The organism is Tolypothrix bouteillei VB521301 (assembly GCF_000760695.4).
Taxonomy (GTDB): Bacteria; Cyanobacteriota; Cyanobacteriia; order Cyanobacteriales; family Nostocaceae; genus Scytonema; species Scytonema bouteillei_A.
In genome coordinates this window covers 8,288,821-8,311,988 of the sequence record NZ_JHEG04000001.1, presented here as the reverse complement: position 1 = coordinate 8,311,988, position 23,168 = coordinate 8,288,821, and the positions used below count along the sequence as shown (strand labels likewise).

The 23,168-nt window shown below is 41.7% G+C and carries 17 protein-coding genes; 7 read left to right on the top strand and 10 right to left on the bottom strand.

The window, feature by feature from the left end:
• Positions 1–5: 5 nt before the first annotated feature.
• Positions 6–4,835, bottom strand: coding sequence for a non-ribosomal peptide synthetase (locus HC643_RS34005; protein ID WP_038089192.1), 4,830 nt, complete (start codon positions 4,833–4,835; stop codon positions 6–8).
• A 611-nt stretch (positions 4,836–5,446) separates the two neighbouring features.
• Between HC643_RS34005 and HC643_RS34000 the strand changes: the two genes are divergently transcribed.
• From HC643_RS34000 to nifE, 3 genes are all read left to right on the top strand, one after another.
• Complete coding sequence (locus tag HC643_RS34000; protein WP_038089190.1) at positions 5,447–6,631, top strand: substrate-binding domain-containing protein; 1,185 nt, start codon at positions 5,447–5,449, stop codon at positions 6,629–6,631.
• Positions 6,632–6,990: 359 nt separating this feature from the next.
• Positions 6,991–7,965 carry a nitrogenase iron protein gene (gene nifH, locus HC643_RS33995; protein ID WP_038089186.1) on the top strand — a complete coding sequence of 325 codons (975 nt, stop codon included), beginning with the start codon at positions 6,991–6,993 and terminating at the stop codon, positions 7,963–7,965.
• Between the two features lie 257 nt (positions 7,966–8,222).
• Complete coding sequence (gene nifE / locus HC643_RS33990) at positions 8,223–9,578, top strand: nitrogenase iron-molybdenum cofactor biosynthesis protein NifE (RefSeq protein ID WP_038089183.1); 1,356 nt, start codon at positions 8,223–8,225, stop codon at positions 9,576–9,578.
• A gap of 93 nt (positions 9,579–9,671) precedes the next feature.
• On the opposite strand, the gene HC643_RS33985 is transcribed toward nifE, so the two are convergent.
• Positions 9,672–10,583 (bottom strand): type I restriction endonuclease, encoded by a 912-nt coding sequence (locus HC643_RS33985; RefSeq protein WP_038089180.1) that lies wholly within the window; start codon positions 10,581–10,583, stop codon positions 9,672–9,674.
• 329 nt (positions 10,584–10,912) lie between these two features.
• Here HC643_RS33985 and HC643_RS33980 point away from each other — a divergent pair, with 329 nt between their 5' ends.
• Positions 10,913–11,872: a molybdate ABC transporter substrate-binding protein gene (locus tag HC643_RS33980; protein ID WP_167844806.1), complete on the top strand. Its 960-nt coding sequence runs from the start codon at positions 10,913–10,915 to the stop codon at positions 11,870–11,872.
• Here the strand turns inward: HC643_RS33980 and HC643_RS33975 are convergent.
• Entirely contained in the window at positions 11,831–12,076 is a 246-nt protein-coding gene (locus tag HC643_RS33975) for a DUF4213 domain-containing protein (RefSeq protein WP_237266008.1), read from the bottom strand. The genes HC643_RS33980 and HC643_RS33975 overlap by 42 nt on opposite strands.
• Positions 12,077–12,268: 192 nt before the next feature.
• Here HC643_RS33975 and HC643_RS33970 point away from each other — a divergent pair, with 192 nt between their 5' ends.
• Positions 12,269–12,877, top strand: a complete 609-nt coding sequence (locus HC643_RS33970) for a molybdopterin-dependent oxidoreductase (protein ID WP_038089175.1) — start codon at positions 12,269–12,271, stop codon at positions 12,875–12,877.
• 104 nt (positions 12,878–12,981) lie between these two features.
• Here HC643_RS33970 and HC643_RS33965 read toward each other — a convergent pair whose 3' ends face one another.
• The 3 genes from HC643_RS33965 to HC643_RS33955 form a co-directional block, all read right to left on the bottom strand.
• The gene (locus HC643_RS33965) at positions 12,982–14,220 is read right to left on the bottom strand and encodes an RNA-guided endonuclease InsQ/TnpB family protein (RefSeq protein WP_050045131.1); all 1,239 of its coding nucleotides are present in this window, start codon (positions 14,218–14,220) and stop codon (positions 12,982–12,984) included.
• A 75-nt stretch (positions 14,221–14,295) separates the two neighbouring features.
• Positions 14,296–14,655 carry a molybdate ABC transporter substrate-binding protein gene (locus tag HC643_RS33960; RefSeq protein WP_082051921.1) on the bottom strand — a complete coding sequence of 120 codons (360 nt, stop codon included), beginning with the start codon at positions 14,653–14,655 and terminating at the stop codon, positions 14,296–14,298.
• Between the two features lie 140 nt (positions 14,656–14,795).
• Positions 14,796–16,667 (bottom strand): iron uptake porin, encoded by a 1,872-nt coding sequence (locus HC643_RS33955; protein ID WP_038082319.1) that lies wholly within the window; start codon positions 16,665–16,667, stop codon positions 14,796–14,798.
• A gap of 332 nt (positions 16,668–16,999) precedes the next feature.
• Here HC643_RS33955 and HC643_RS33950 point away from each other — a divergent pair, with 332 nt between their 5' ends.
• Positions 17,000–17,209, top strand: a complete 210-nt coding sequence (locus tag HC643_RS33950) for a TOBE domain-containing protein (protein WP_038082320.1) — start codon at positions 17,000–17,002, stop codon at positions 17,207–17,209.
• A 284-nt stretch (positions 17,210–17,493) separates the two neighbouring features.
• Here the strand turns inward: HC643_RS33950 and HC643_RS33945 are convergent, their stop codons facing one another.
• Entirely contained in the window at positions 17,494–17,871 is a 378-nt protein-coding gene (locus HC643_RS33945; protein ID WP_038082321.1) for a hypothetical protein, read from the bottom strand.
• 636 nt (positions 17,872–18,507) lie between these two features.
• Here HC643_RS33945 and HC643_RS33940 point away from each other — a divergent pair.
• Positions 18,508–21,054 carry a TonB-dependent siderophore receptor gene (locus HC643_RS33940; RefSeq protein WP_050046554.1) on the top strand — a complete coding sequence of 849 codons (2,547 nt, stop codon included), beginning with the start codon at positions 18,508–18,510 and terminating at the stop codon, positions 21,052–21,054.
• Between the two features lie 33 nt (positions 21,055–21,087).
• On the opposite strand, the gene HC643_RS33935 is transcribed toward HC643_RS33940, so the two are convergent.
• The 3 genes from HC643_RS33935 to HC643_RS33925 form a co-directional block, all read right to left on the bottom strand.
• Positions 21,088–21,663, bottom strand: a complete 576-nt coding sequence (locus HC643_RS33935; protein WP_038082323.1) for a hypothetical protein — start codon at positions 21,661–21,663, stop codon at positions 21,088–21,090.
• Positions 21,620–22,375, bottom strand: coding sequence for a hypothetical protein (locus tag HC643_RS33930; protein ID WP_050046555.1), 756 nt, complete (start codon positions 22,373–22,375; stop codon positions 21,620–21,622). Before HC643_RS33930 ends, HC643_RS33935 begins: the two co-directional genes overlap by 44 nt.
• Positions 22,376–22,662: 287 nt before the next feature.
• Positions 22,663–22,851: a TOBE domain-containing protein gene (locus tag HC643_RS33925; protein ID WP_408019773.1), complete on the bottom strand. Its 189-nt coding sequence runs from the start codon at positions 22,849–22,851 to the stop codon at positions 22,663–22,665.
• Between the last annotated feature and the right edge of the window lie 317 nt (positions 22,852–23,168).

Below are 23,168 nucleotides of genomic sequence, written 5' to 3'. Positions count from 1 at the left end.
GATGCTCATAGGCTATCTTTTCTTAAAGAAGATAACTTCATCCGCCGACTCTCACGAGAAAGTGGAACTAAAGCTGGAGCTTGATTTTTTTCTTTGCCATCTTTTAAATTTTCTATTACCTGAGATAATTCTGTAATTGTCGGTGCTTCAAACAGGCTACGCAAAGGTAACTCTACCTTAAAAGCGTCCCTCACTCTAGAAACGATTTGAGTTGCAAGTAACGAATGACCGCCCAATTCAAAAAAGTTATCGCGGATACTCAATCGCTTAATTCCCAAAACATCTGCAAAAATTTTTATCAGTACTTTTTCAACTTCAGTCTGAGGAGCAATATAACCACTTGCTAATTCTGGTTTTATATTGTTAGGTATAGATAAAGCTCGGTAGTCAATTTTACCGTTAGGCGTTAAAGGTAGAGAGTCTAGGACAACAAAAGCTGATGGAACCATATACTCAGGTAGCTTTTGTGCTGTATACATCCGTAATTGCGGTACCAATTGACGTGCTGCTGTTGCTTGTAAGGGATTATTTGCGTAAGAATGCCACAGACGTGAGGAAGAGTTGGCTTGAGAAGTTGTTATATGGCTCCCTTGTTTGATAAAAACTACGTCGTAGCATCCTTCATGATTTGCATCCGACCAACTGATATTAACTTTGTAAGGCAAACCTTCACCTAGAAGATAAAAATCTTCTGGATCGATTCCTACATTATGGAAGCTTTGCAACGCCTCTCGCATTTGAGCCACCGTTTTAAAATCTTCTGCGCCTGACAACCATTGTGCTGTTTTTACAGCGGCTATGACTCTTGCATTTGGCACGTTGGTGATACTTACAGTTTCTAGTTGCTCCTCAGTTAATAGTTGACGCAGTGCGGAAAGTGTTAAGCGATCGCTATTCCAGTCGATCCATTCCCTCCGTTCCTGTTGAAAAGCAGGAGAATTCTCAAGCCCTGCGTTACCGAGTGAGTCAGAGGGATTTGTTGCAACACCAATATGAAGAATAACGTTATAACGAAATTGAGTTAATTCGTTTTGCGAGTATCCCCGCATCAATTGAATCTCGACACTGCTAATTTCTGGAAAGTGCTGCCTTAATGCATGGAAAAAAGCTGGATCGATAACTAACTCTGTTTCTTGAAAAACTTGCATTTGTACCCTCTGTAGCAGCTTTTCTCGCGTCAGGGCGGGTTCTGCTTGATATAGTTGTACCGATGCATGAAAGGCTTGCAGTAAGGGCAAACTGCGGACATCTCCTATAAATATAAAACCGCTAGGCGCAGTGGTACGCACAGCACCTTCTAACACCTGTAAAAGATATTCAATACTGGGAAAATATTGCACGACTGAGTTGAGAACGATCGCATCAAAAGTCCCTGCTTCGATTCCTTCAAAATCCGTCGCTTCTTTTTCAAACAATTTGACATGATTTGAAGGCGAGAGGGGGTTAGTTTCTACATTTGATAGTTGCTGATGTATGTAATTGAGTGCAGACTTGGAAAAGTCCGTTCCACAATATTGGATGCAGTGAGGTGCAATTTTAAAGAGCAACAAACCCGTTCCACAACCAATTTCTAGCACTTTCTTGGGTTGCAGAGCCAGAATTTGATTGACTTGATTGTTCACCCACTCCCGCATCTGTTCTGGTGGAATAGGTTGATTTGTATAACTGCTATTCCATCCCGTAATATTAAATATTGGCTCTAAAACTGTAGCCTGTTGATTGTAGGTTTCGTTATAAAGCATCTGCCATTGCAGAATTTGCTCGTCTTGGAAAATTGGGGATTGAGAAGTAGAAAATGCCAACAAACAGTTACGAGCGAGTACAACATAAGCTACAAGATGCTTTTCGCCCGGAGCATCCTCACGAGCAACAACGACTGTTTGCGTTACAGCCGGATGTTGATTTAAAGCTGCTTCAATTTCTCCTAATTCAATACGGTAACCGCGAATTTTGACTTGTTCGTCAAGACGACCTAAAAATTCAAGATTGCCATCTGCTCTATAGCGGACTAAATCGCCTGTTTTATAAAGTTTCTTTTCAGGGAGAAAAGGAATGTTTGGCAAGTTTTCTAGAAACTGGGCTTGCGTTAATTCAGGATGATTGAGATACCCTCGTGCTAGCCCATCACCAGCAATGTACAACTCTCCAGGTACACCAATGGGTACGGGTTGCAAATGTGAATTTAGGACGTACACTCTTGTATTAGCGATCGCACGACCGATTGGTGGTACTGTATTTGTTTGTTGTGTAGCAGTCACTTCACCGGATGTTGTGACAACAGTATTCTCAGTTGGTCCGTAATTATTGACAACCTGGAATGTTACAGGTGTCGCTGGATATTGATGCAGTTTATCGCCGCCTGTCAGCAATATTCGCAAAGCTGTATTGTCAGACCATGGTAATGACAAAAGTTTTTCGGCTATTGGAGTCGGTAAAAAGCTAATTGTAATGGCTTTTGAGATCAGCCAATCTTGCAGTTTTTCTGGAAAATATTTGATTTCTTCATCTGGAAAATAAAGGCTTGCTCCCGCACTGAGATAAGGTAAAATTTCCCATATACTAGCATCAAAAGCGACTCCAGAAATTTGTGTGGCTTTATCATTTGGGGAAATTGCAAACGCTTTTTGATGCCAAAAAACAAGATTTAACAATCCTTTGTGTTCAATAGCAACACCTTTGGGCTTTCCTGTAGAGCCTGAAGTATAGATGGCATAAGCAAGGTTGTGAACTGCGGTCTTACCAGTCAGATTATCTTCTCTCTGCTGGGCAATTTTCTCCCAATCTTTATCCAAACAAATCACTTGGAAATTTTGTTTGCCCAGATGATTCAACCATCGTTCTTGAGTCAATACAATTGACGCTCCAGCATCTGCAAGCATAAAGCTCAAACGCTCGCTAGGATAAGCTGGATCTAAAGGTAGATATGCACCACCTGCTTTTAATACAGCAAGCATTCCGATGACATAATCAAGGGAACGCTCTACACAGATCCCCACCAAAACTTCTGTATCAATACCCCGCTCTTTTAAATAATGTGCCAGTTGATTGCTGCGTTTGTTTAATTCACCATATGTCAACTGGAGAGACGTGTCATGATGCGTCTTTATCCCTTCAAAGACTAATGCAATCGCATCAGGCTGTTGTTGAACTTGCTCCTCAAATAGTTGATGAATGCATTTATCTTGGGGATATTCAGTATCAGTGTTGTTCCATTCCAATAATAACTGATGTTGCTCGGCTTTGCTAAGAAGATGGATTTCGGCAATGCGTTGTTCTGGATTGTCAACTATATTTTCTAGTAATATCTGGAAATGCTCTAACATTCGGCTAATCGTAGCATCTTCAAACAAATCCGTACTGTAAATGACAAAACCGCTAATTCCTTCTGAATTATCAACCCATAAACCATTTTGAGGGTTTCTTTCCCACAGATGAAATTCTAAATCGAACCGTGTTGTTGCACTATCAAAGGGTATTGGCTTAAGAGTTAATTCTGGTAATTCTAATGCTGACATCGGTGCATTTTGCAGCGCGAATACCACCTGAAATAAAGGGTTCTGATTTAAATTTCTTTCAGGATGCAGTTCTTCTACCAACTGCTCAAAAGGTAAATCTTGATGGGCGTATGCGCCTAAAGCCACCTCCCTGACTTGACTCAACAACGAGCGAAAACTTGGGTTTCCTGATAAGTGAGTACGTAGAATTAAGCTATTGACAAAAAAGCCAATTAACCCTTCTATTTCGCTGCGATTGCGGTTTGCGATGGGCGATCCCACTGCAATATCTTCTTGGTTTGTATAGCGGTAGAGTAGAATTTGGAATGCTGCTAGCAAAGTCATAAACAAAGAAACCCCTTCCTGCTGCGAAAGAGTTTCTAGTGCCAGGCTGAGATTTTTCGGGAGTTTTAGAAACTGCCTTGCACCTCGGTAAGTTGGATGTGTTGGTCGCGGTTTATCGGTCGGCAAACTTAACACAGAAAGACCGTCTAACTGCTTTCGCCAATAATCCAGTTGAATTTGTAGGGGCGAACGGTTGTTCATCCCTATCCCTTGCAACCATTGACGTTGCCAATGTGCAAAGTCTGGATATTGGATGGGTAACTCCGGTAGATTTGCAGCAACATCATACGCAGCGTCTCTACAGGCTGTATAGAATGCGGCGATCTCTCGAATCAGGACTCCAATAGACCAGCCATCCGAAATAATATGGTGCATATTCAGCACCAAAATATGTTCTTCTCGATCCAACCGCAGCAGCATGATTCGCAGTAAAGGACCAGTTGATAAATTAAAAGGACGTTGAGCCTCTTGGGTGATCAGCTTTTGGGCTTCAGTTTCACGTTCAACTTGCGGTTGTTTCTGTAAATCAATAACTGGTAAGGCGATCGCTAAAGAAGGTACAACAATTTGAACGGGTTGCCCATCCCTAAGAACAAAAATAGTCCGTAGAGCTTCATGACGCTGTACGATTTTTTGAAAAGTCTGTTCCAGCGCTGTTACATCAAGTGTCCCAGTAAGACGCAATGCAGCCGGGACATTATAGAAAGGATTGTTAGGGACTAACTGGTCTAGAAACCACAAGCGTTGTTGAGCGAAGGAGAGAGGGAAAGTTCCCGTGCGTGAAATAGGTTCTATCGGTGTAATGGTCTGGTGGATTGCATCATGAGTTGACTTGAGAAATGCAATAATTTCTGCTTTTTGTGCTTGAATCTTAGCTTGCAGTATTGGTGTCAGGGTTCCTTGAGGGGCATTACAGCGAAGGAGATCGTCTTCAAGAAAAACTTGAATGTCTAAGCTGCGAAGATAGGACAAAAACTCAATGATTTTCAAGGTCATACCCCTTCAGTGACCAGCGATCGGTAAATATTGCTAGTTACTATTAATTTTTTGTAGATTTCTAACATATTTAAGCTTGCGAACAAATCAACCCTAAGGGTGAATTGAATGCAGTTCTACTAATTAGACGTTTACTGAAAGCCGAAGCGATCGCTTTCTCACCTCTTACCGGGTGAGTACTCTACGTCTCGGCGGTTGAATAAATTATGTTTAAACCGATCCAGACGCAGAGAGAGAAAAGAAGCACTTGCCGCCCAAACAAAATTTTATGAGTTATGGCGGTTTTCATGTGCGTGGGTTACACCCAATTGTAAGGAGAATCAGCTTTTGAAGCCCCTCTCCTAGGAGGAGAGGGGTTTGGGGTGAGGTCTGTTTTGACTTCGTTAAAAACTCTCAAACCTTTGTGCCGCAAGGATTTTTAAATAATTTTGAAATTTATTTTGCAATTGCAAGCAAATTGGCAAAGTGTATGTTAGTCTTGCATTATGGGAAATCAAAACCGCTAAAGCGTGGGAATCGCTCTGATAGAAAGATGCGATTGAGGGTTTGTTCCTTCATTGGCAAATTATGCGAAATCCGCTACAGCTTACTGTTTATGAGAGGTAGAGCCAGTGAAGCAGGAAAGTGATATCCGCAACAACTTAAAGTCAATCAGAACCCGTTTGGGCATGAGCCAACAAGAATTGGCAAACCTAGCTGGTGTTACCCGTCAGACTATTAGTGGTGTTGAGTCAGGACAGTATGCACCTTCGGTTGCTATTTCATTGCGCTTAGCTAAAGCACTTGGTTGTCAAGTTGAGGATTTATTCTGGTTTGAGCAAGATTTGACCCAAATTGAAGCAACTCTTGTCAAAGAAGTGTCCTTCAACCAAAAATTGCGAGTTAGCCTTGCACGAGTTGGGGGACAATGGGTTGCTTACCCCCTCATTGGGAGAAACGCTTTTCGTATGGATATGATTCCAGCTGATGGTGAGGTCGTTGCAGAAAAGTTCCGTGGTACAAGCAACTCGTCACACCAAGAGGATGAAGTTCAAAACCAAACACATACAAAGAAGGTTCAAGTCCAGCTTTTAGATGATTTGGACAAACTTCACAATACAGTTGCGATCGCTGGTTGCACACCCGTGTTTTCTCTTTGGGCAAAAGCAACCGAACGCTGGTATCCTAAGTTGCGGGTTCAATTTAACTTTGCAAACAGCATGGCTGCTTTACACAGTCTGTGTCGGGGTGAAGTTCATATCGCTGGGATGCATTTATACGATCCTCAAACTGGCGAGTATAACCTTCCCTTCATCCGGGATACCTTAGCTAAAAGACCAGCAGTTGTTATCACTCTTGGTGTTTGGGAAGAAGGAATCTTAGTCCAACCAGGTAACCCAATGGGAATCAAAACTGTCACTGACCTCGTGGAAACTGGAGCAAACATTGTCAATCGCGAGTCGGGTTCTGGCAGTCGGATGCTGCTGGAACAACAATTGCGGGATGTTCAGGTGCCGTTTGATACTGTGAAAGGATTTGACCGTATAGTCAAAAGCCATCAAGATGTAGCTTGTGCTGTTGCATCAGGAATTGCTGATGCAGGTATGAGCACAGCCTCTGTAGCAGCTATCTTTGGTTTGGGATTTATTCCTTTACGTGAATCACGGTATGATTTGGTCATTCTGAAGGAATATCTGGAAGAACCCCCCGTGCAGCAATTGCTTAGTACCTTAGAACATCGGCTTGTTCATTCACAATTAGAAATTCTCGGTGGATATAACATAAACAACATCGGGGAAGTTGTTGCAACTATTTAGAGTGTCTGTCATATTGATTGATTGGTTGGTTGTGGGAAAACTCTGCATAGCTCCTGCTGACAAAATCACTCTAAACAACAGCTACCATGATTATTAAGTTTATTTGATAATACATGGTAGCTAACAACTAACCTCGTGAAAGTCTTGTCGTAAACTCGAGAACGCCTCTTTTGCGATCGCTCGAAGAGCCTTGTTCTTTCATCAGTCAAGCCTGTAAAAGCGGGTAGCAATGCCATGCGTGGATTTTGGATTGAGAAAGCTTGAAATTCACCCAACCCTTTGCTTTTGGTATTTGAGCATTTATCACAAATGATATTTGCATAATCTTCCCCATTCAACCACTGTAGGAGAAACTTATCATGTCAGACGAAAAAATTAGACAAATAGCATTCTATGGTAAAGGTGGTATTGGTAAATCTACCACTTCTCAAAATACTCTTGCTGCTATGGCAGAGATGGGTCAGCGTATTTTAATTGTAGGATGTGACCCGAAAGCAGATTCCACCCGTTTGATTTTGCACTGTAAAGCTCAAACTACCGTATTGCACTTAGCTGCTGAAAAGGGTGCTGTAGAAGATTTAGAACTTGAAGAAGTTGTTTTGACTGGTTTCCGTGGTATTCGATGCGTGGAATCCGGCGGTCCCGAACCTGGTGTAGGTTGTGCCGGTCGCGGTATTATCACTGCTATTAACTTCTTGGAAGAAAATGGAGCTTACCAAAACCTGGATTTTGTCTCCTACGATGTGTTAGGCGACGTGGTTTGTGGTGGCTTTGCAATGCCAATCCGTGAGGGTAAAGCCCAAGAAATTTACATCGTGACTTCCGGTGAAATGATGGCAATGTTTGCCGCCAACAACATTTCTCGGGGTATTCTCAAGTATGCTCACTCTGGTGGCGTGCGCTTGGGTGGCTTAATTTGTAACAGCCGTAAAACTGACCGGGAATGGGATCTCATTAGCGAGTTGGCAAGACGATTGAGCACGCAAATGATTCACTTTGTTCCTCGCGACAACATCGTACAACATGCAGAGTTGCGCCGCATGACAGTGAACGAGTATGCACCTGAGAGCAACCAAGCAAATGAATACCGCACATTGGCAACTAAAATTATCAACAATACATTCCATGCCGTTCCAACTCCTCTGGAAATGGATGAGCTTGAAGCATTGTTAATTGAATTTGGTATCCTCGAAAGCGAGGAAAATGCCGCCAAACTGACTGACGTTGCTCAAGCTCAAGAAGAGGCTGAGAAAAAGCAGGAAGACCAGATCGGCGAAGCATTGGAAGCAATTAAAAAAGGCGATGTGGAAATCGTGGCAGGTGACAAGAAATGAAAGAATAAAGGGTAAAGGATGAAGAATAAAAGGTAAGTTTTTCTCCTTTGCCATTTTCTTGTAATACAGCCTCTGCTCTTCTCTCTGTGCTCTCTGTACCTCTGCGGTAAAAAAGTCATTTATTAACTGTGCTAGATGCAAAGAACGCAGAGGTAAAAAGAGTTGTTTGTCTGGAAATTTTGTTTAGTTTGATAGGGCTGGCTGTACCAGCCCACCTTTTTTAACCTTTGACCCCGGTTTACCTAATTATTAGAGACATGAAAATCAGCCAAGGAGAAATCAACGATTTGCCCGATCGCTCATCATACCAAGGCGATCGCCAAACGTGTCAAGCATCTTATCATGTTCGGGAGAATTGTACTTTTGAAGGTGCAATGTTTGCGCTTGTACCCATTGTCGATGCTGCTCATGTAATCCACGGACCAAGCGGTTGCACCATCAACTGCTGGCATAATGGAGCCAGTCTTTCTTCTGGCTCCATGTTATATCAAGTTCGTTTTACTACTGATATGGATGAAAGCGACATCATCTTTGGAGGAGCAAAAAAGCTGTACAAAGCCATCCTAGAAATAGAAAGAAGATACAAACCCTCTGCGGTATTTGTTTACTCAACGTGCGTCTCTGCCTTAATAGGTGATGACCTTGATGGAGCTTGCAAAGCCGCTTCCGAGCAAACAAGAATACCTGTCATTTCCGTAGACTCTCCTGGATTTTTTGGTAGCAAACATTTAGGTATTCGTCTGGCTGCTGAAGCTTTGTTAGAAAAAGTTATCGGAACAGCTGAACCATCATCTACCACACCCTACGATATTAACTTGATTGGTGAGTACAATATTGCAGGTGGAATGTGGAATATTGTACCAATACTAGAGAGACTCGGTATTAAAGTTCTGGCAAAAATTACTGGTGATGCTCGTTATAAAGAAATATGTTATGCCCACCGTGCAAAACTCAATGTTATCAGTTGTGGATCGGGATGGTTGAAGATGGCAAGAAAAATGGAAGAACGCTTTGGTATTCCCTACATTGAAGCATCTTTTTATGGTGTAGAAAATGTGAACAAATCCCTGCGGGACATTGCAGCGAAATTGAACGACCCTGGCTTACAAGAACGTACAGAAAACTTAATTCTCCAAGAGACTGCTGCGATAGATAAGAACCTTGCACCATATCGTACTTACTTTCAGGACAAGCGCATTGTCATTTATCCACAAGGGGCGAAGAGTTGGTCAATTATATCGGTACTTCTTAAGTTAGGGGTGGAAGTCATTGCGATCGCTCATCAAAAAGTTAGTCAAGAGGATAAAGCTCGAACTAGAGAATTGCTGGGTAAGGATAGCATCATTCTGGAACAAGAGTATTCTCAGGAAATATTGCAAATAATCCAGAAAAGTAAGGCTGATATGTTCATCGCTAGCGATCGCTATCAAGAGGTGGCTCTCACAGCTACAATTCCTTTTTTCAATATCAGCCGAGCGTTCTACCAGTCTTATGAAAGTTATGCAGGAATCTTAGAAGTCGCACGAGAACTTTATAAAACTTTTACCAACCCCATATGGAAGCAAGTACGCAAATTTGCACCATGGGAAGGGAGAAAAGGAAAAGAAGAATGATGTTATGAGAAATTACATAGCGGCGATTTCAATCGCAAACGTGTTTTTTCACTCATTGGGATGCTCCCACTTTACGGCGCAATGCATTGCCCCCTACAAACCAATAACCTTTGGATGTGGTACTGTACAAAAAGAATAACAGCGCAATTGTTTATTGATGATAGTCCCATTTCTTTCAAAGATAATGAAGTGTTTGAGCAGTTCTGTAAATCGCCGCTTGTCAAAAATTCCTTGAATCAATATCTCTAATTCTGTTTCTTCTTTATGAGAAAAGCTTTCTCCATCAACGGTTCGCCATGGTTGAAACTCTTCCCAATCAGAGGTTAAAGTACCAATTCTTGCTCGTCCTCCACAAGCGATCGCTAGAAATTCATTGTAGGCCAACCATTTAGGATTTTGTTGTTTGTCAGCTTGAAATTTCTGATAAACTTGCTTTAACGTAGTATACCTGCTGCTCGTGTCAGTACAAACAATTAATGCAAGTGGCAATCCGTTGATGAAAACAAGAGTATCCCAACAGCGAATCAAACGCCTTTCAATCGGGTTCTCTGAATAAGTCACTAACCAGTCATTGTTAAGTAAATTAGATGGATCGATGAGCCAAACTTTTTCAGAAACTATTTGGTCATTGTCCCGGTACACAATGTCTATACCTTCAGTCAAGTATTGATGAAAAATTTTGTTGCTTTCAAATATGTTTCTGTTATCGCTCTGGATGCCGACAATTTGAGAGATAGCTTTCTGAAGTACATCTGCTGAAACTTTGGAGTTAATCTGTTTTAAGGCTTTGTAGAGGCGATCGCGTAAAATTCCCCTGAAATCGCTGCTTTCTTCTACCCACTCTTTTCGGATATCTGAGTCTGATTGAATCGTATATCCAATGACCTCAAACCATGTTAGCCAGTCTTGTAAGGCGACATTAGATTTTTTGTCTATGCGTTGGCAAAGTCTACCAGAAAGATGGTAGGCTTTTACGGTTGCTACTTGTGACAATTTAGAGTTCATTAGAAAGACTTAGTTTTAAGGTAATGCAGAGTGTCTGCTTAAGCCTGCAATTAACAGAAAAAATTTTGGTTGGTAGATTTCAATGGAAGACGTAACCATCTCTAAAGAGTATCAAAACTGAAGTAGTTTCATAAAACTGTATCAATTGCATCATTTTACCAATATGGTTGGTACCAAAACACTCTTGATTTTTTACCAACTTAGCTGGTAATTTATAAAAGCATACAAAAATGTTGTTGTATATTCTGCGACAACAGGAGGAATCAAATCAAAAGCGTTAAAAGACCACAGTACCTGTTGTAAAAAGTACAAAGCAAATAAGCCTCAATATGTTTAGCTCAAATAATATAGGCAAGTCTTTACTTGCTATCTCTGTATTCACTTGTATTTCCAGTGTTACACCTACTAGGGCTTTCGCTGCGACATTTAGCAGTCAATCTCAATCTGAACCTCAAGCGATCGGTTTATATGGAGCCGGAAGTTTGAGAGGTGCTTTAACAGAAGTTGCTAACGCCTTCTCACAAGAGTACAAAAATCCTGTAACAACAGAATTCGGTCCATCTGGAACGCTGCGAGAACGCATAGAAAACGGAGACAAGCCTGACGTATTTGCCAGTGCTGACATTGGGAACCCGCAAAAATTGTACGAACAAGGTTTGAGCAATCCCATTGTTAACTTTACTAGCAACCGCATGACTCTAGTTGTCAGACCTGGATTATCAGTGACATCGGAGAATCTTGTAGATACGCTTTTAGATCCTGAGATTAAACTAGGTACTTCAACAGCCATATCCGATCCTTCTGGGGATTATGCACAGGAAATATTCCGCAAAATTGATGACTTAAAACCAGGAAGCTTTCAAACGCTTGATGCAAAAGCTTTGCGTTTGGTAGGTGGACCAAATTCTCCACCAGTTCCAAACGGAAAAAACAACCTAGTATACTTCCTTGAAGAGACTCAACAAGCAGATGTCTTTTTGTCCTATTACACTAGCGCCCTAGCAGCACTTGAAATCTCTCCTAATTTACAAGTGATAGAATTGCCTGACGAATTAGCCGTTAGAGCTGATTATGGTTTAACTGTTTTGAAAGACGCCAATCCTGATGGTACAAAGCTCGCTGAATATATTCTTTCACCGACAGGACAAAGTATTCTAGCAAAGTATGGCTTTAGTGCGCCTTCTCGCTCAACTAAAGTCCCCGAACACCAAAGTATAGCCATTTTTCTTGCAGCTAGTGTTGCGTTGTTACAGAAGAAAAAGTTTGTATCTTCCCAATCGGTTAACTAAAGTTAAAGCAGAATTTTTAACCAAACAGTGAACATGGTGGCTTAAAAGTGGCAAAGATGGGTTAATAACAGCATTAATTGCTGCCATGGCTACAGTCGCTTGATAGCTATCCCAAGATTGCAGCCAGGGTGCTAAGTTTGCGATCGCCGTGTTGACGAGTGTTCCCGACCAAGGTAAGGTGCGGGTTGGTTTTCCCGGACTCATACCTATGAATCACACTTTTAGTAAATTGCAAAGTTTATGCTGCATGACCGATCGCGTATCGTGGTATAAACAAAGTTGGTAACAGCTACAGAGTTGGTAGTAACTCCAACAGAGACTTCCTCTGTACTGGTTCCAACTAGAAATGAGCAACAGACAAACTGCCTCCTTGAATGAAAAGCTGAAACATACTTTATGCGTTTGACTCGCCGCATCGCTCTTGTGTCCCTGACGCTATCAATGTTGGGGTTAGGACAGCCTACTTTGGCTGACTCGTATAATGATAATGACGCAACTTTTGAACAACAAAAAGAGTGTTCTGCTGGTCCCTCAGACCGTTTCCGTTTGGGCGGTCAAGTTGTAAATTGGAGAACTTTTACCCTATCAGATCTTCAGTCATTACCGTCAAGTGAAGTCACTGTTAGTTTCCTAACAGGGCAAGGTCAAGAAACCCATACCTACGTTGGAGTGCTTCTATGGCAACTTATTGAGAGTGCAGGGGGATTAAAACCAAATCCTGACGAAAGTGTGAAAAATAACTTCCTGCGACAGTACATTGTCCTTGAAGCAACTGACTGCTATCAAGTCGTTATAGCAGTGGGTGAAATTCAACCAAACTTTGAAAACAAACAAGTGCTAGTTGCATATGCAACAAACGACGATCCATCTTTAGGTCCACAATTGCTAACAAATGAGGGGTTCGCCCGTCTAGTAGTCCCTGGTGATGCAAGAGGAGGACGTTATATTAGTAACATTAGGCGCATTTATGTGCTTTCCGCTCCAGATTTTCGTTTCAAAAGATAAACTTTCACTGCCAGATATAAGTAGGTAAGCGGAAATAAACAGAACTACCTTACAAAATTTGACATACTCACCGGGCTGAAGCCACGGTGATTCTAGTTCATGGTTCACAGAAGTCCACTTGCTATATCGAGTTTCCCTTCAATAGTAGAGGCGGTCTTCTCCCCATGCTTTCCCTCGCAAGAGGCGGATTCTTCTTGCCCAGAAGTACCGTTTAGTTGCCACTCAGTACCGAGTATCTTCATTCCTTTTTGCAAAATGTTCAGAGCCGCATTGGTATCTCGGCATAGTTCAATTTTGCACTTAGGACAGGAATGCGTTCTGGTACTGAGAGATTTTTTCACTCTATGACCGCAATTAGAACAATCTTGTGATGTGTAGTTAGGTGACACCGCCACAACTGCTTTGTCCCAAATCTTGCCATAATAGTCTAGCCATTGAGTGAATTGATACCAACCAGCATCAGAAATGGACTTAGCCAATTGATGATTTTTTACCATATTGGCAATCTTTAAATCTTCATAGACAACCACATCGTTAGAGTGGACTACGCACCGAGCTTGCTTAATTGCCCAGTCTTGACGCTGCCTCTGAATTTTTAGATGGATTTTACCCAGTCTTTTCCTTTGTCTGTGATAGTTTTTTGATTGGGGTTTAGCACCCTTGACGAATTTCTTACTCAGACGGCGTTGGGCTTTCTTTAATCGCTTTTCTGACGAACGCAAGAATTGTGGATATATCACGGCATTATCGTGTTGATCTTTGGTGAAAAACTTTAACCCCAAATCTAACCCAACAACGTTACCCGTATATTTTCCTGTTTCCTTGCGGTCAGCATCAAAGCAAAACTGAGCATAATAACCGTCTGCTTTTCTAATTACTCGCACCCGATTAATCTTTAATCTGTGCAAGTCTTCTTGAGTTTCATTGTTGCAAAATATAGAAAAAGTTCCAGCCTCAAAGCCGTCAGTGAAGGTGATTGATTTACAATCACTTGATAACTTCCATCCCGAAACTTTGTACTCTACCGAGCGGCAATGTTTTTTGAATTTTGGATAGCCTTTCTTCCCCGAACCTTTTTTGCATCGTGAATAAAACGTAGAGATAGCAGCCCAAGCCCGTTCAGCACTAGCTTGTCTAGCAGCAGAGTTTAACTTCTTTGCGAAAGGAAACTCTGCTGCCAAATCTTTGCATAAGTTGTACAAAATAGCTTTACTAACTCCTTTATTGTCCATCCAAAACCGTACAGCTTTATTTCTAATAAACTGCGTTGTTCTGATAGCCTCATCAAGGGCTAAGTATTGCTCTTTGGTTCCGTTTTTTAGCTTGGCTTCTCTTACTATCATGTCCTGATTATAACATATTTTATCTGCTATATTGCTAGATAAAATAATGTAAAGCCGTCCTTGAAGGACGGGGCTTTAAACCCAGTTTTTTGGTAAAAGTCCCTGACCCTTTAGTTCATTCATATTTTCACTAGAAGCTGAAATAAAAATATCTATTTTTGCGCCTTGTTCAATTTGTCGTGTCAGAACACCAGAAGCAGCAAAATTATAATTAATCTTGAAGTTCGGTGGCTTATGTGTATAAGCTTTTTGAATCTCTTCCAGCACAGGCTTCAAACCCGCACCAGCTGATACGGTTAGAGCGACTGTATTTGGCTGTTGGGCACTGCTTTGTGAGAGATTTGATAAATTTCCAACAAACACCGTGAGGGTTATTGTGACTATCATAAAGGCAATATTTAAAATATGCTTCTGATGTAAACTTTGTCTCAACATTGTGTTAAAAATGTCTTGATAAGATTGATATTTGAGTGACAAACTACCAATACTCTTGGTAATTTGTAGCTGCGAGTTTGTGGTGCAATTATCTTTGCCTGTGTCTTTGCGAAGAACGAGCCCTGAGACTCTTCCTTTCTTCAGAATCGAAATGTTGTCCGGAGAACTCCCGTGTAGATAGTATCGTTATTACTGTTATGTTCTGGATTAAAGATAACGATAACACCAGGTGTAATAGAAATGTTCCGATTGAGTTGATAGCGATACAGCGCTTCTAAGTGAAAAGAAGTATCGCTGTCCTCACGACGAGCAGTTGTAGGACCGGGGTTAGAAGGACCAAAGTCATTTTCAGTGACTTTAGGTGGTTGACCAAAGATAAGACCTCCAACGTTGCCTTTTCTACCAAGATCGGGAAAGGCTAATGTAACTGCCCAATTCCAAATATCTGCTTTATCACCTGTGTTGACTGTGGCTAAACCACGACCATTTTCTGCGATCGCTTGGGTATACCCAACCCAACCAGAAAGAGCAAATTTGGGGTGAAGACGAAGACTTGTTTCTACACTGTAGTGGTTAGCCGAAGTAGCAACGTTAGCACCAAAGGGCTGGTTGGCAAAAGCACTGCCATATGCACCTGAAACTGTCACATCGTTATTTGTACCGCTAAAGTAAGAGTGAGCGTAGGTCAAACCAATAGTAAAAATTTTACTGGGCTCGAAAGCGAGTTGTGCTAGCGCTCCATAACTTCCATCAAACAAACCCCTTCCCTGACCCGGATCGTTGCTTCTTCTGGCAAGATACCCGGCAGAAAAAGTGACAGAGTCGCTCAATTTAAAAATAGCACTCACACCAGAACCCGTGTTACTAGCAGAACCCGTGTTACTAGCCCGGTAAATAGGGGAAAAGCGACCAAAGCGAGATATGGCTCCTTGCGGTGCTGAGGAGAAGAAGGGGTTGACGGTGTTGAAATTGTCATAAAATTCTCCGCCTATAGCATCAACAATCACATTCAATCTATCGCCTATAGGAAACCGATAATAGAGCTTACCTAACAAAATGTCATTCTGAGTATCGCCATCCCATCCCAAACGGGTCATATTAGTACCTGTAACTGCTCCACTAAACGCAGTCGTATTATTCGACTCCAAACGAGCAAACAGTTGGTCTTTGCCTGTAAAACTGCTTAATAAGTTCAGGCGGACGCGATTGGCAAGAATAGGATTATCTTGAAGTTCGCGTCCTCCCCCCTGTGCATATTCATTTGCTCTAGCTGCTTCTCTCTGTGGTCCCGCAGGAGCAGCCTCAATTCTGCGCCATCGGTCAGAGTCCAATGCTCTCTCTTCACCAAATACACTCCCTAGAGTAAAGATGACCTCTCCATTTAACTTTGTCGTCGTGGAAAATTGTTGGCTTTCTACCACAGCAGAACGAGCTTCTAACCCATCTATCCGTCCGCGTATTTCTTTTAGCCCGTCAGCAAACTCTTGTTGCAGTCTTTGAAGAGTTTCTAAGTCTTCCTTTCTCATAGCCTCAGCTGTACTTGTGGCAATCAGCTCGTTCACTCTATCCAAACAGGCATTTAGACCAGCTGCAAATTCATAACGATTCAGTGCTCTATTGCCTCGGTAACTTCCATTTGGATACCCTGCAATACAACCATAACGCTCAACTAATGATTGCAATGCAACAAAAGCCCAATCTGTTGGTTGCACGTCAGAAAGTTGCGATACAGAAGTGACTTGACTTTTTAAAGAATTCGGATTTCTGTTGTCGTAATCCTGAATACGCTTTTGTTGGCGATCGCTCGTCAGCTTGACGGGTTCAGAGAAAGAACTGTCCTGCGTTTGTGCTTGCGAAACTAAGACTTCTTGGGTTTGTGTTTGAGCCAATGAATTGTTGATTTCTTGACTTTCATTTCTTGATGAACTTGTGCTTGCTGCATGAGTATCATTTGCATTCATTCCTAACAGGATTGCAGCTAGCCACAACGAGTTCCTAACGAGACCAGACATTTGCCTCACACCTTTAATACAATAATACCAATTTAACCAGTATATATACTTCTACCAACTAAGTTAGTAAAAATATGTGTTTAAAGTTACGGATAAACCCGATTGAAGGATAAAGTAAACCCAATCAATAACATTGAGAAGCGAGTATCCATTTATCAATCTATTTTTCATTCTTTGACAAAACACAAGTCACAATCGATGTTGGTTGTTTAATCTTTAAGAAAAAATTAAATGTCACGAGCAAACCAAGTATCAAGCTTAATGTGGTAAATTCTGAAGCTAGCGTCAGCTAGTATTGTGTAACAGTTAAAATTATCGGGGGCAAAATAGCCATGCAAGTTAGTGCTCGTAACGCTCTTAAAGCAACTGTTAAGAAAGTTGTTGAAGGATCTGTTAACACTGAGGTCATTCTGGAAGTCGCTCCTGGAGTAGAAGTGACAGCGATTATTACAAAGTCATCAGCAGAGAAACTGCAATTGACTGAAGGTAAGCAAGCATACGCCATTATCAAATCTTCAGATGTCATGGTAGCTATTGATTGATAGCTTCATCTTTGAGGTAATTCTCAGTCACCTTAAAAGCTACCCCACGGAACTTTGAAACCTCGATCGCGTAAAGGCTGAGTGGGTATTCTGTGCGGAAAGAAATTGCGAGGAGGAGACCGTGACAGTACTGTAAATGGGTCTCCCACTACAGACAGCTAATCGTTGCTTTCCTCCTTCGCAAACTATACCTTACAGACACGCTGTGCTCATGAAGAGAAATTTCCTTTAAAGAAAGTGTCCGTCCCGATATTTATGTCAGGGCAGAGATTTCGTGTCAGCTACTAAATATTCGCTGATTCAGCAGCAATCCATTGCAACTCCAACCACAACTGAGGACGATCGTGCTTGAGCGTTGATTTGGGATCTTGCAGCAAGCTCGTTGCGTTTAAACAGACAACCTCAGCCAACCCCATATATTTTGCAACTTGTCGAAACACAGAGATTTGTGCCTTAACAGATAAAAACACGTTATTTGGACAATAGATGGCAATGTATGGTAGAAGGTGTGCGTGAGATTGTCCCCAAAAAGATCGGACGAGTTGTACGGAACAGTATTTGAGTAATGCGCGTACTTCTGGAAAAGATTGGTTGACAATTGTCATGAATTCTCCAATGAGTTCTTGCTCATACCAACTTGAGTTCGTGAGTGTAAATGCCATACTAATTATGTAAGTCAAGAATTGTAAGAACGCTAATTGTTAGCGGTTAGTTAGATGCGACTCATAAATACCAACCACTAACTACCAACCTGTTTTCGTTAATGCAGAGTGTCTACCAAGCCTAAAGTCAACAGAAGAAAATTTTGGTTGGTATATCTCAACGGAAGACATAACAGCCCCTTAAACATTATCAAAACTGAATGAGTTTCACAAAACTGTATCAATTACATCATTTTACCAATAATATTGGTAATTCTATTCGGCTTGATTTTCACCAACTTTGCTGGTAAGTTATAAAAGCGTAGAAAAATACCGACGTATATTAGGCGACAACACAAGGAATTAAACCAAATGACTCAATCCAGTGGGACTTACTTGATTTGAAAGTTCTTTAGAGGTTGTTTGAAAAGTGGTTTGCTGTGTTTTTAAGCACCTATCGCTCCCCCTAGTCCCCTTTTTAAGGTGGAAAAGACCTCTTAAAGTCCTCCAATAAATTGGGGGAGCTAAACGTTTTGCTACCAACAAGAGGACTTTTAAAACATCCTCTTAGAGACATTTAACAGTATCTTGAGCGCATTTCTATCAGCATCTCTGGGTAAAGTGCGTTCAATCTAATTTTTGGTGTGAGGCAGAATCTTGAAGACAATTGAGTTACTTGGGTTATTAACCCTTACGAGCACTACGCTGACAGTACTTGTAGAGTCAGCACCAGCTCGAGCCGTATCAAATGGGGTACAAGGTGTATCATTAGAATCGAAAAAACACACGCACGCGATTGAGGAAAAAATTTCTAGCTTTAGTGGCTTAAAGCCCGCAGTTACAAACGCTTCTCTATTGCTTCAAAACTCGAACGATACAACTGTTGTACAAGTGACAGGAGTTAAGATTAACCCAACCTCCACTGGTGTTGAAATTGTATTGGAAACACCAACAGGAACATTACAACAGCCTTTTACAAAAACTGAAGGTAATACTTTCATAGCTAATCTTCCCAATGCTGTTTTAGCGCTAGAAGATCCTCAAGACCTTCGAGTAAAGAACCCTACACAGGGTATAAAAGTTATTACTGTTACCCAAATCAATACTTCCACTATCCAAATCAGCGTGACCGGAGAAACTGCTTTACCAGAAGCACAAGTTACTGCAAATGCTAATGGATTGCTATTCAACTTAACTCTTTCTCCAGGAAAGCCCGATATTGAATTAGATGTCATGGGAAATCCGTCAGGTTACAATGCTCCTGACTTTGCCACCGTTAACAAAACAGGAACTCCATTACGGGACCTTCCTTTTTCAGTGCAGGTTGTTCCACAGCAAGTGATTCAAGACCAACAAGCCTTGACTGTTTATGAAGCCGTTCGGAATGTGAGTGGATTTGCTCTCTCTGGTAGGGGAGGCGCACGCAATGAATTTTCCCTTTTAACTCGGGGTTTCACAGCTGACCAGTTTCGAGATGGATTGAATGAAGGGAACAACGCCAATCGAGTTTATACAGAATTTTCCAATATTGAGCGCGTCGAAATTCTCAAAGGTCCATCTGCTGTACTGTACGGACAGGCGGAACCAGGGGGAATTGTCAATTTAGTAAGTAAAAAACCCCTTTCCATGCCTTATTATGCAGCAGATTTTATTGCAGGAAATTATGATTTTTATCGAGCCAATCTTGACTTATCCGGACCTCTCGATCGCACCATTGATTCTCGGTATCGTTTAAACCTTGCTTATGAGAATAGTGGGAGTTTTCGCTCTGGAGTGGAATCAGAACGCTTCTTTGTTGCACCCAAAATTTCTTTTAATATTGCTCCAAACACAACACTCAGTCTCTTTTATGAATATTTAGAAGATAGCCGTCCTGTTGATTTCGGCTTGGTCGCTGTTGGCAATCGTGTAGCAGATATTCCTATCAGTCGCTTCCTTGGCGATCCCAATCGCAAAAATGATGTTTATCAGCAAAGGGGTTATGTATTTCTAGACCATCGCTTTAGTGAAAATTGGTCTTTGAATAGTGTTTTTCGGACGACAACAAGCGATCAATATTTCTCTGCCATTCAAGCACGAGGTAATAATGCCTTACAAAGAGATAATCGAACATTAAACTTGCAATTACAAGATAGCGAGCAGTTCTTTAGTACAAATACCTTTCAAACAAACATAATTGGTAAATTTTCGACAGGATCGATCGGACATACAACACTTATAGGGTTTGACTATGGTAATGAAGCTAGAGATGTTGACACAGACAATGCAACAGCAGGTTCGATCGATATTTTTAACCCTGTCTACCGCTTTCCTATTAGTCGAAGAACAAGAACCATAGATCGCAATGAAGAGACAAACCTTTTTGGGGTTTATTTACAAGATGAGATAGCTTTAGCTAATAACTTTAAATTCTTATTGGGTGGGCGCTTTGATTTTGTAGATTTCGATCTTCAGGACAATCTCCTTAGGAGAAAAACAAGCACCTACAGCGAAGCATTTAGCCCCAGGCTCGGCATAGTTTATCAGCCAACTCAACTCATTTCACTATATGCTAATTACAGCCGCTCCTTTGTCCCCCAATCTGGTAGCACTTTTGAAGGGGAATCATTTAAACCAGAACGAGGAACACAATATGAAGTCGGAGTCAAAGCAGATTGGCTTAATGGTCGCCTGACTTCCAATATTGCCTTTTATCAAATTACCAAAACAAATGTATTAACAGTCGATCCCCAACGTCCAAACTTCTCGCTCCAGACAGGAGAACAACGCAGTCGCGGTGTAGAGTTAAATTTAATAGGTGAGATTTTGCCCGGATGGAATGCGATTGCATCTTATGCATACACCGATGCTATCCTCACAGAGGATAACACTTTTCCTGAAGGAAACAGTCTTGCAAGTGTTCCGCGAAACAGCTTTAGTTTCTGGACAACCTATCAGCTCCTAAAAGGAGATTTGCAAGGATTGGGTTTTGGTGCTGGCGTGTTTTTTGCCAGCTCCCGCCCTGGCGATCTAAACAACAGCTTTACGTTGTCTGATTATGCTCGCGTTGACGCTGCTATTTACTATAAGAAGGAGAATGTGAGAGTAGCACTCAATATCAAGAATTTATTTGACATTCAATACTTTGAATCTGCTCAAAGTAGAACGCAAATCTTTCCTGGCGCACCGTTTACTGTTTTAGGAACTCTTTCCCTAGAGTTTTAGACCCTAGGTTACCAATTTTGTAGGAACAGTAACTTATTGCGATTGAGAACGATGCAGCCGTTTGACCCAAAATACTGTTGCTGCACCTAGAAACCCAGCGATCGCACCAAATACCAAATGTGTCATCAGAGGGTAAAACGGACCAGCAACAAATAGTGCTCCATACCGCCAACCTCCACCAGCACTTACGATCGTCTGAGATAAAGGTTTAATAAGGTGGACAAGCCCCGCAGCGATCGCCCAAAACCAAATTTTTTGTCGCCGTTGTTTGTTGAAGTGGTACGCCAAATCTAATAATTCTCCCACCACAAGATACAAAAACCAATCAAAAGGATTGTGTCTGACTCCGAGGAGGAGCGAAAAGCCTGTTGCGCTAAGGCTGGTAACAGATGCAGCACCAAAGAAAGAAGTTGACAAACGAGTCGCGACAAGAGGTGTTAACCAAGTCAGCCCGCGCCAACCGGGTAATCTCAGTGGTACGCGCAGATTTGCCTGCAAAAAGGCAATGAAAAAGCCTATTCCCAACAGACCGATAACTTTTAGCCAGTTGACTTTACCCAGACGCTTAATATTGACGAACGATGTTTTTGGGAGCCATTTGGTATTCATAGTCTTCCTGTTTTACTTCGCGAGCTTCATCAGTGGCTTGAGCCACCAGCATGATAATTTGACCGTTGAGTAGCACCGGACGAGGCCAACTGTTGACTTGTATTCGCATCCCTTCGGGTATTAACTCCCCTGTCAAATCTTGAATGCGATCGACACCAACGACATTTTGATAAAGTTGACGAGCAGTATATATGCCTTCTAGTTCGTATAAACCAGGTAACCAAATAAATCGCCCATCGTTTCCAGTTTTTCGCAAACCTACTCCAGCAAGTGCTCCAATGATTCCGCCTTTAGTACCTGTCAAACCTTCCAAAAAAAGCCCTGCTTCTTGAGCCACTGCAATTGCTTCCTTCTGAGTCAGGACTTTTTCTTTTGCCAGTTTGCCAAACGTCTGCACTGTAAGGTTAACCCTATTCCAGGGAGCCAAACACAACCCAGCATCCGATCCACTTGCACTGTTTTTAAGAAGAAATTCCCGGCAATAGCCAGTCAACTTGTCAACTTTGTCTGTATCAGTCTCTACCATCATGCAGGCTGAACTATTGTGGGAAGTAAAAGGAATTTCAGGGCTAACTAAAAGCTGGTGGCGAGTTGTTCCAATGACTTGGGCTAATTCTCGAGCAACTAGCTCTAGACCCAACATTCTGACCAATTTGCCAGTTCCAATACTTGTCAAATTATCAGTATCGTCTATGCCTATAAGAAGACGCATCCTATGCCGTGCTTTGTTTTGAGAACTCTACCAACCTTACCACAATTTTACCAACTTTTTAAGTTATCATATGGACGACAAGGATCTTTACGAATATGGCTACAAATACCTGAATCCTTGGTTTTGTTTCACAGCAGGCTGGATGTTTCTCTTAGCCAAAACCGCTTCAGCAGCTACTGCTGCATTGGGATTTGCTAGCTACACTGTAAGTTTTACGTGTGAGGAACTCCAACGCTCGATAGCCAGAGTTCCACTTCAGTCGCCAAGCTTGACAGTAAAAAAATTACCTAATCAACGGAAACAATCACATCTGAAGCTTTAATAATAGCGTAAGCTTGTTTTCCTTCTTGAAGTCCTAGCTTCTCTACTGAAGTTTTTGTGATAATCGCAGTTACCGCTACTCCCGGTGCAATTTCTATCTCTATCTCATCGTTGACTTCCTCTAGCGTATCTTTCAAGCTAGCAGCAGCAGATATAAGTAGGTTGGCGTTAGATTGTGCGATCGCAGGAGATGGATCGAACCATCGCAAGCCACTTACCAGGAGTAAACTAGCAACGGCTAATCTAATGAAGGCAAAAAGTTGTCTTCTTTTCATGGAAAAACTTAATAAAGAATTTGCGATTGGTAAAATCGTACCAAGATAAGCCTCTTTTTACCAATAATATTGGTAAAAAAATTCAAGAAACTAAGAAGGATGACTTGTACATTCAGCAAATCGCAAAGTTTTTCTCAAAGGCGATCTCTGCTTTGTATGCCAACACAGCTATTGCACTCTCCAGCTTAAGGAAAAGG

What these genes read in the sequence shown, in the direction of transcription:
- HC643_RS33985 (WP_038089180.1), bottom strand. Translation starts at nt 10,583, where the DNA reads ATGAACTCTAAATTGTCACAAGTAGCAACCGTAAAAGCCTACCATCTT.
- HC643_RS34005 (WP_038089192.1), bottom strand. Translation starts at nt 4,835, where the DNA reads ATGACCTTGAAAATCATTGAGTTTTTGTCCTATCTTCGCAGCTTAGAC.
- HC643_RS33935 (WP_038082323.1), bottom strand. Translation starts at nt 21,663, where the DNA reads ATGAATACCAAATGGCTCCCAAAAACATCGTTCGTCAATATTAAGCGT.
- HC643_RS33970 (WP_038089175.1), top strand. Translation starts at nt 12,269, where the DNA reads ATGCGTTTGACTCGCCGCATCGCTCTTGTGTCCCTGACGCTATCAATG.
- HC643_RS33930 (WP_050046555.1), bottom strand. Translation starts at nt 22,375, where the DNA reads ATGCGTCTTCTTATAGGCATAGACGATACTGATAATTTGACAAGTATT.
- HC643_RS33965 (WP_050045131.1), bottom strand. Translation starts at nt 14,220, where the DNA reads ATGATAGTAAGAGAAGCCAAGCTAAAAAACGGAACCAAAGAGCAATAC.
- nifE (WP_038089183.1), top strand. Translation starts at nt 8,223, where the DNA reads ATGAAAATCAGCCAAGGAGAAATCAACGATTTGCCCGATCGCTCATCA.
- HC643_RS33980 (WP_167844806.1), top strand. Translation starts at nt 10,913, where the DNA reads ATGTTTAGCTCAAATAATATAGGCAAGTCTTTACTTGCTATCTCTGTA.
- HC643_RS33955 (WP_038082319.1), bottom strand. Translation starts at nt 16,667, where the DNA reads ATGTCTGGTCTCGTTAGGAACTCGTTGTGGCTAGCTGCAATCCTGTTA.
- nifH (WP_038089186.1), top strand. Translation starts at nt 6,991, where the DNA reads ATGTCAGACGAAAAAATTAGACAAATAGCATTCTATGGTAAAGGTGGT.
- HC643_RS33950 (WP_038082320.1), top strand. Translation starts at nt 17,000, where the DNA reads ATGCAAGTTAGTGCTCGTAACGCTCTTAAAGCAACTGTTAAGAAAGTT.
- HC643_RS33960 (WP_082051921.1), bottom strand. Translation starts at nt 14,655, where the DNA reads ATGTTGAGACAAAGTTTACATCAGAAGCATATTTTAAATATTGCCTTT.
- HC643_RS33945 (WP_038082321.1), bottom strand. Translation starts at nt 17,871, where the DNA reads ATGGCATTTACACTCACGAACTCAAGTTGGTATGAGCAAGAACTCATT.
- HC643_RS33975 (WP_237266008.1), bottom strand. Translation starts at nt 12,076, where the DNA reads ATGAGTCCGGGAAAACCAACCCGCACCTTACCTTGGTCGGGAACACTC.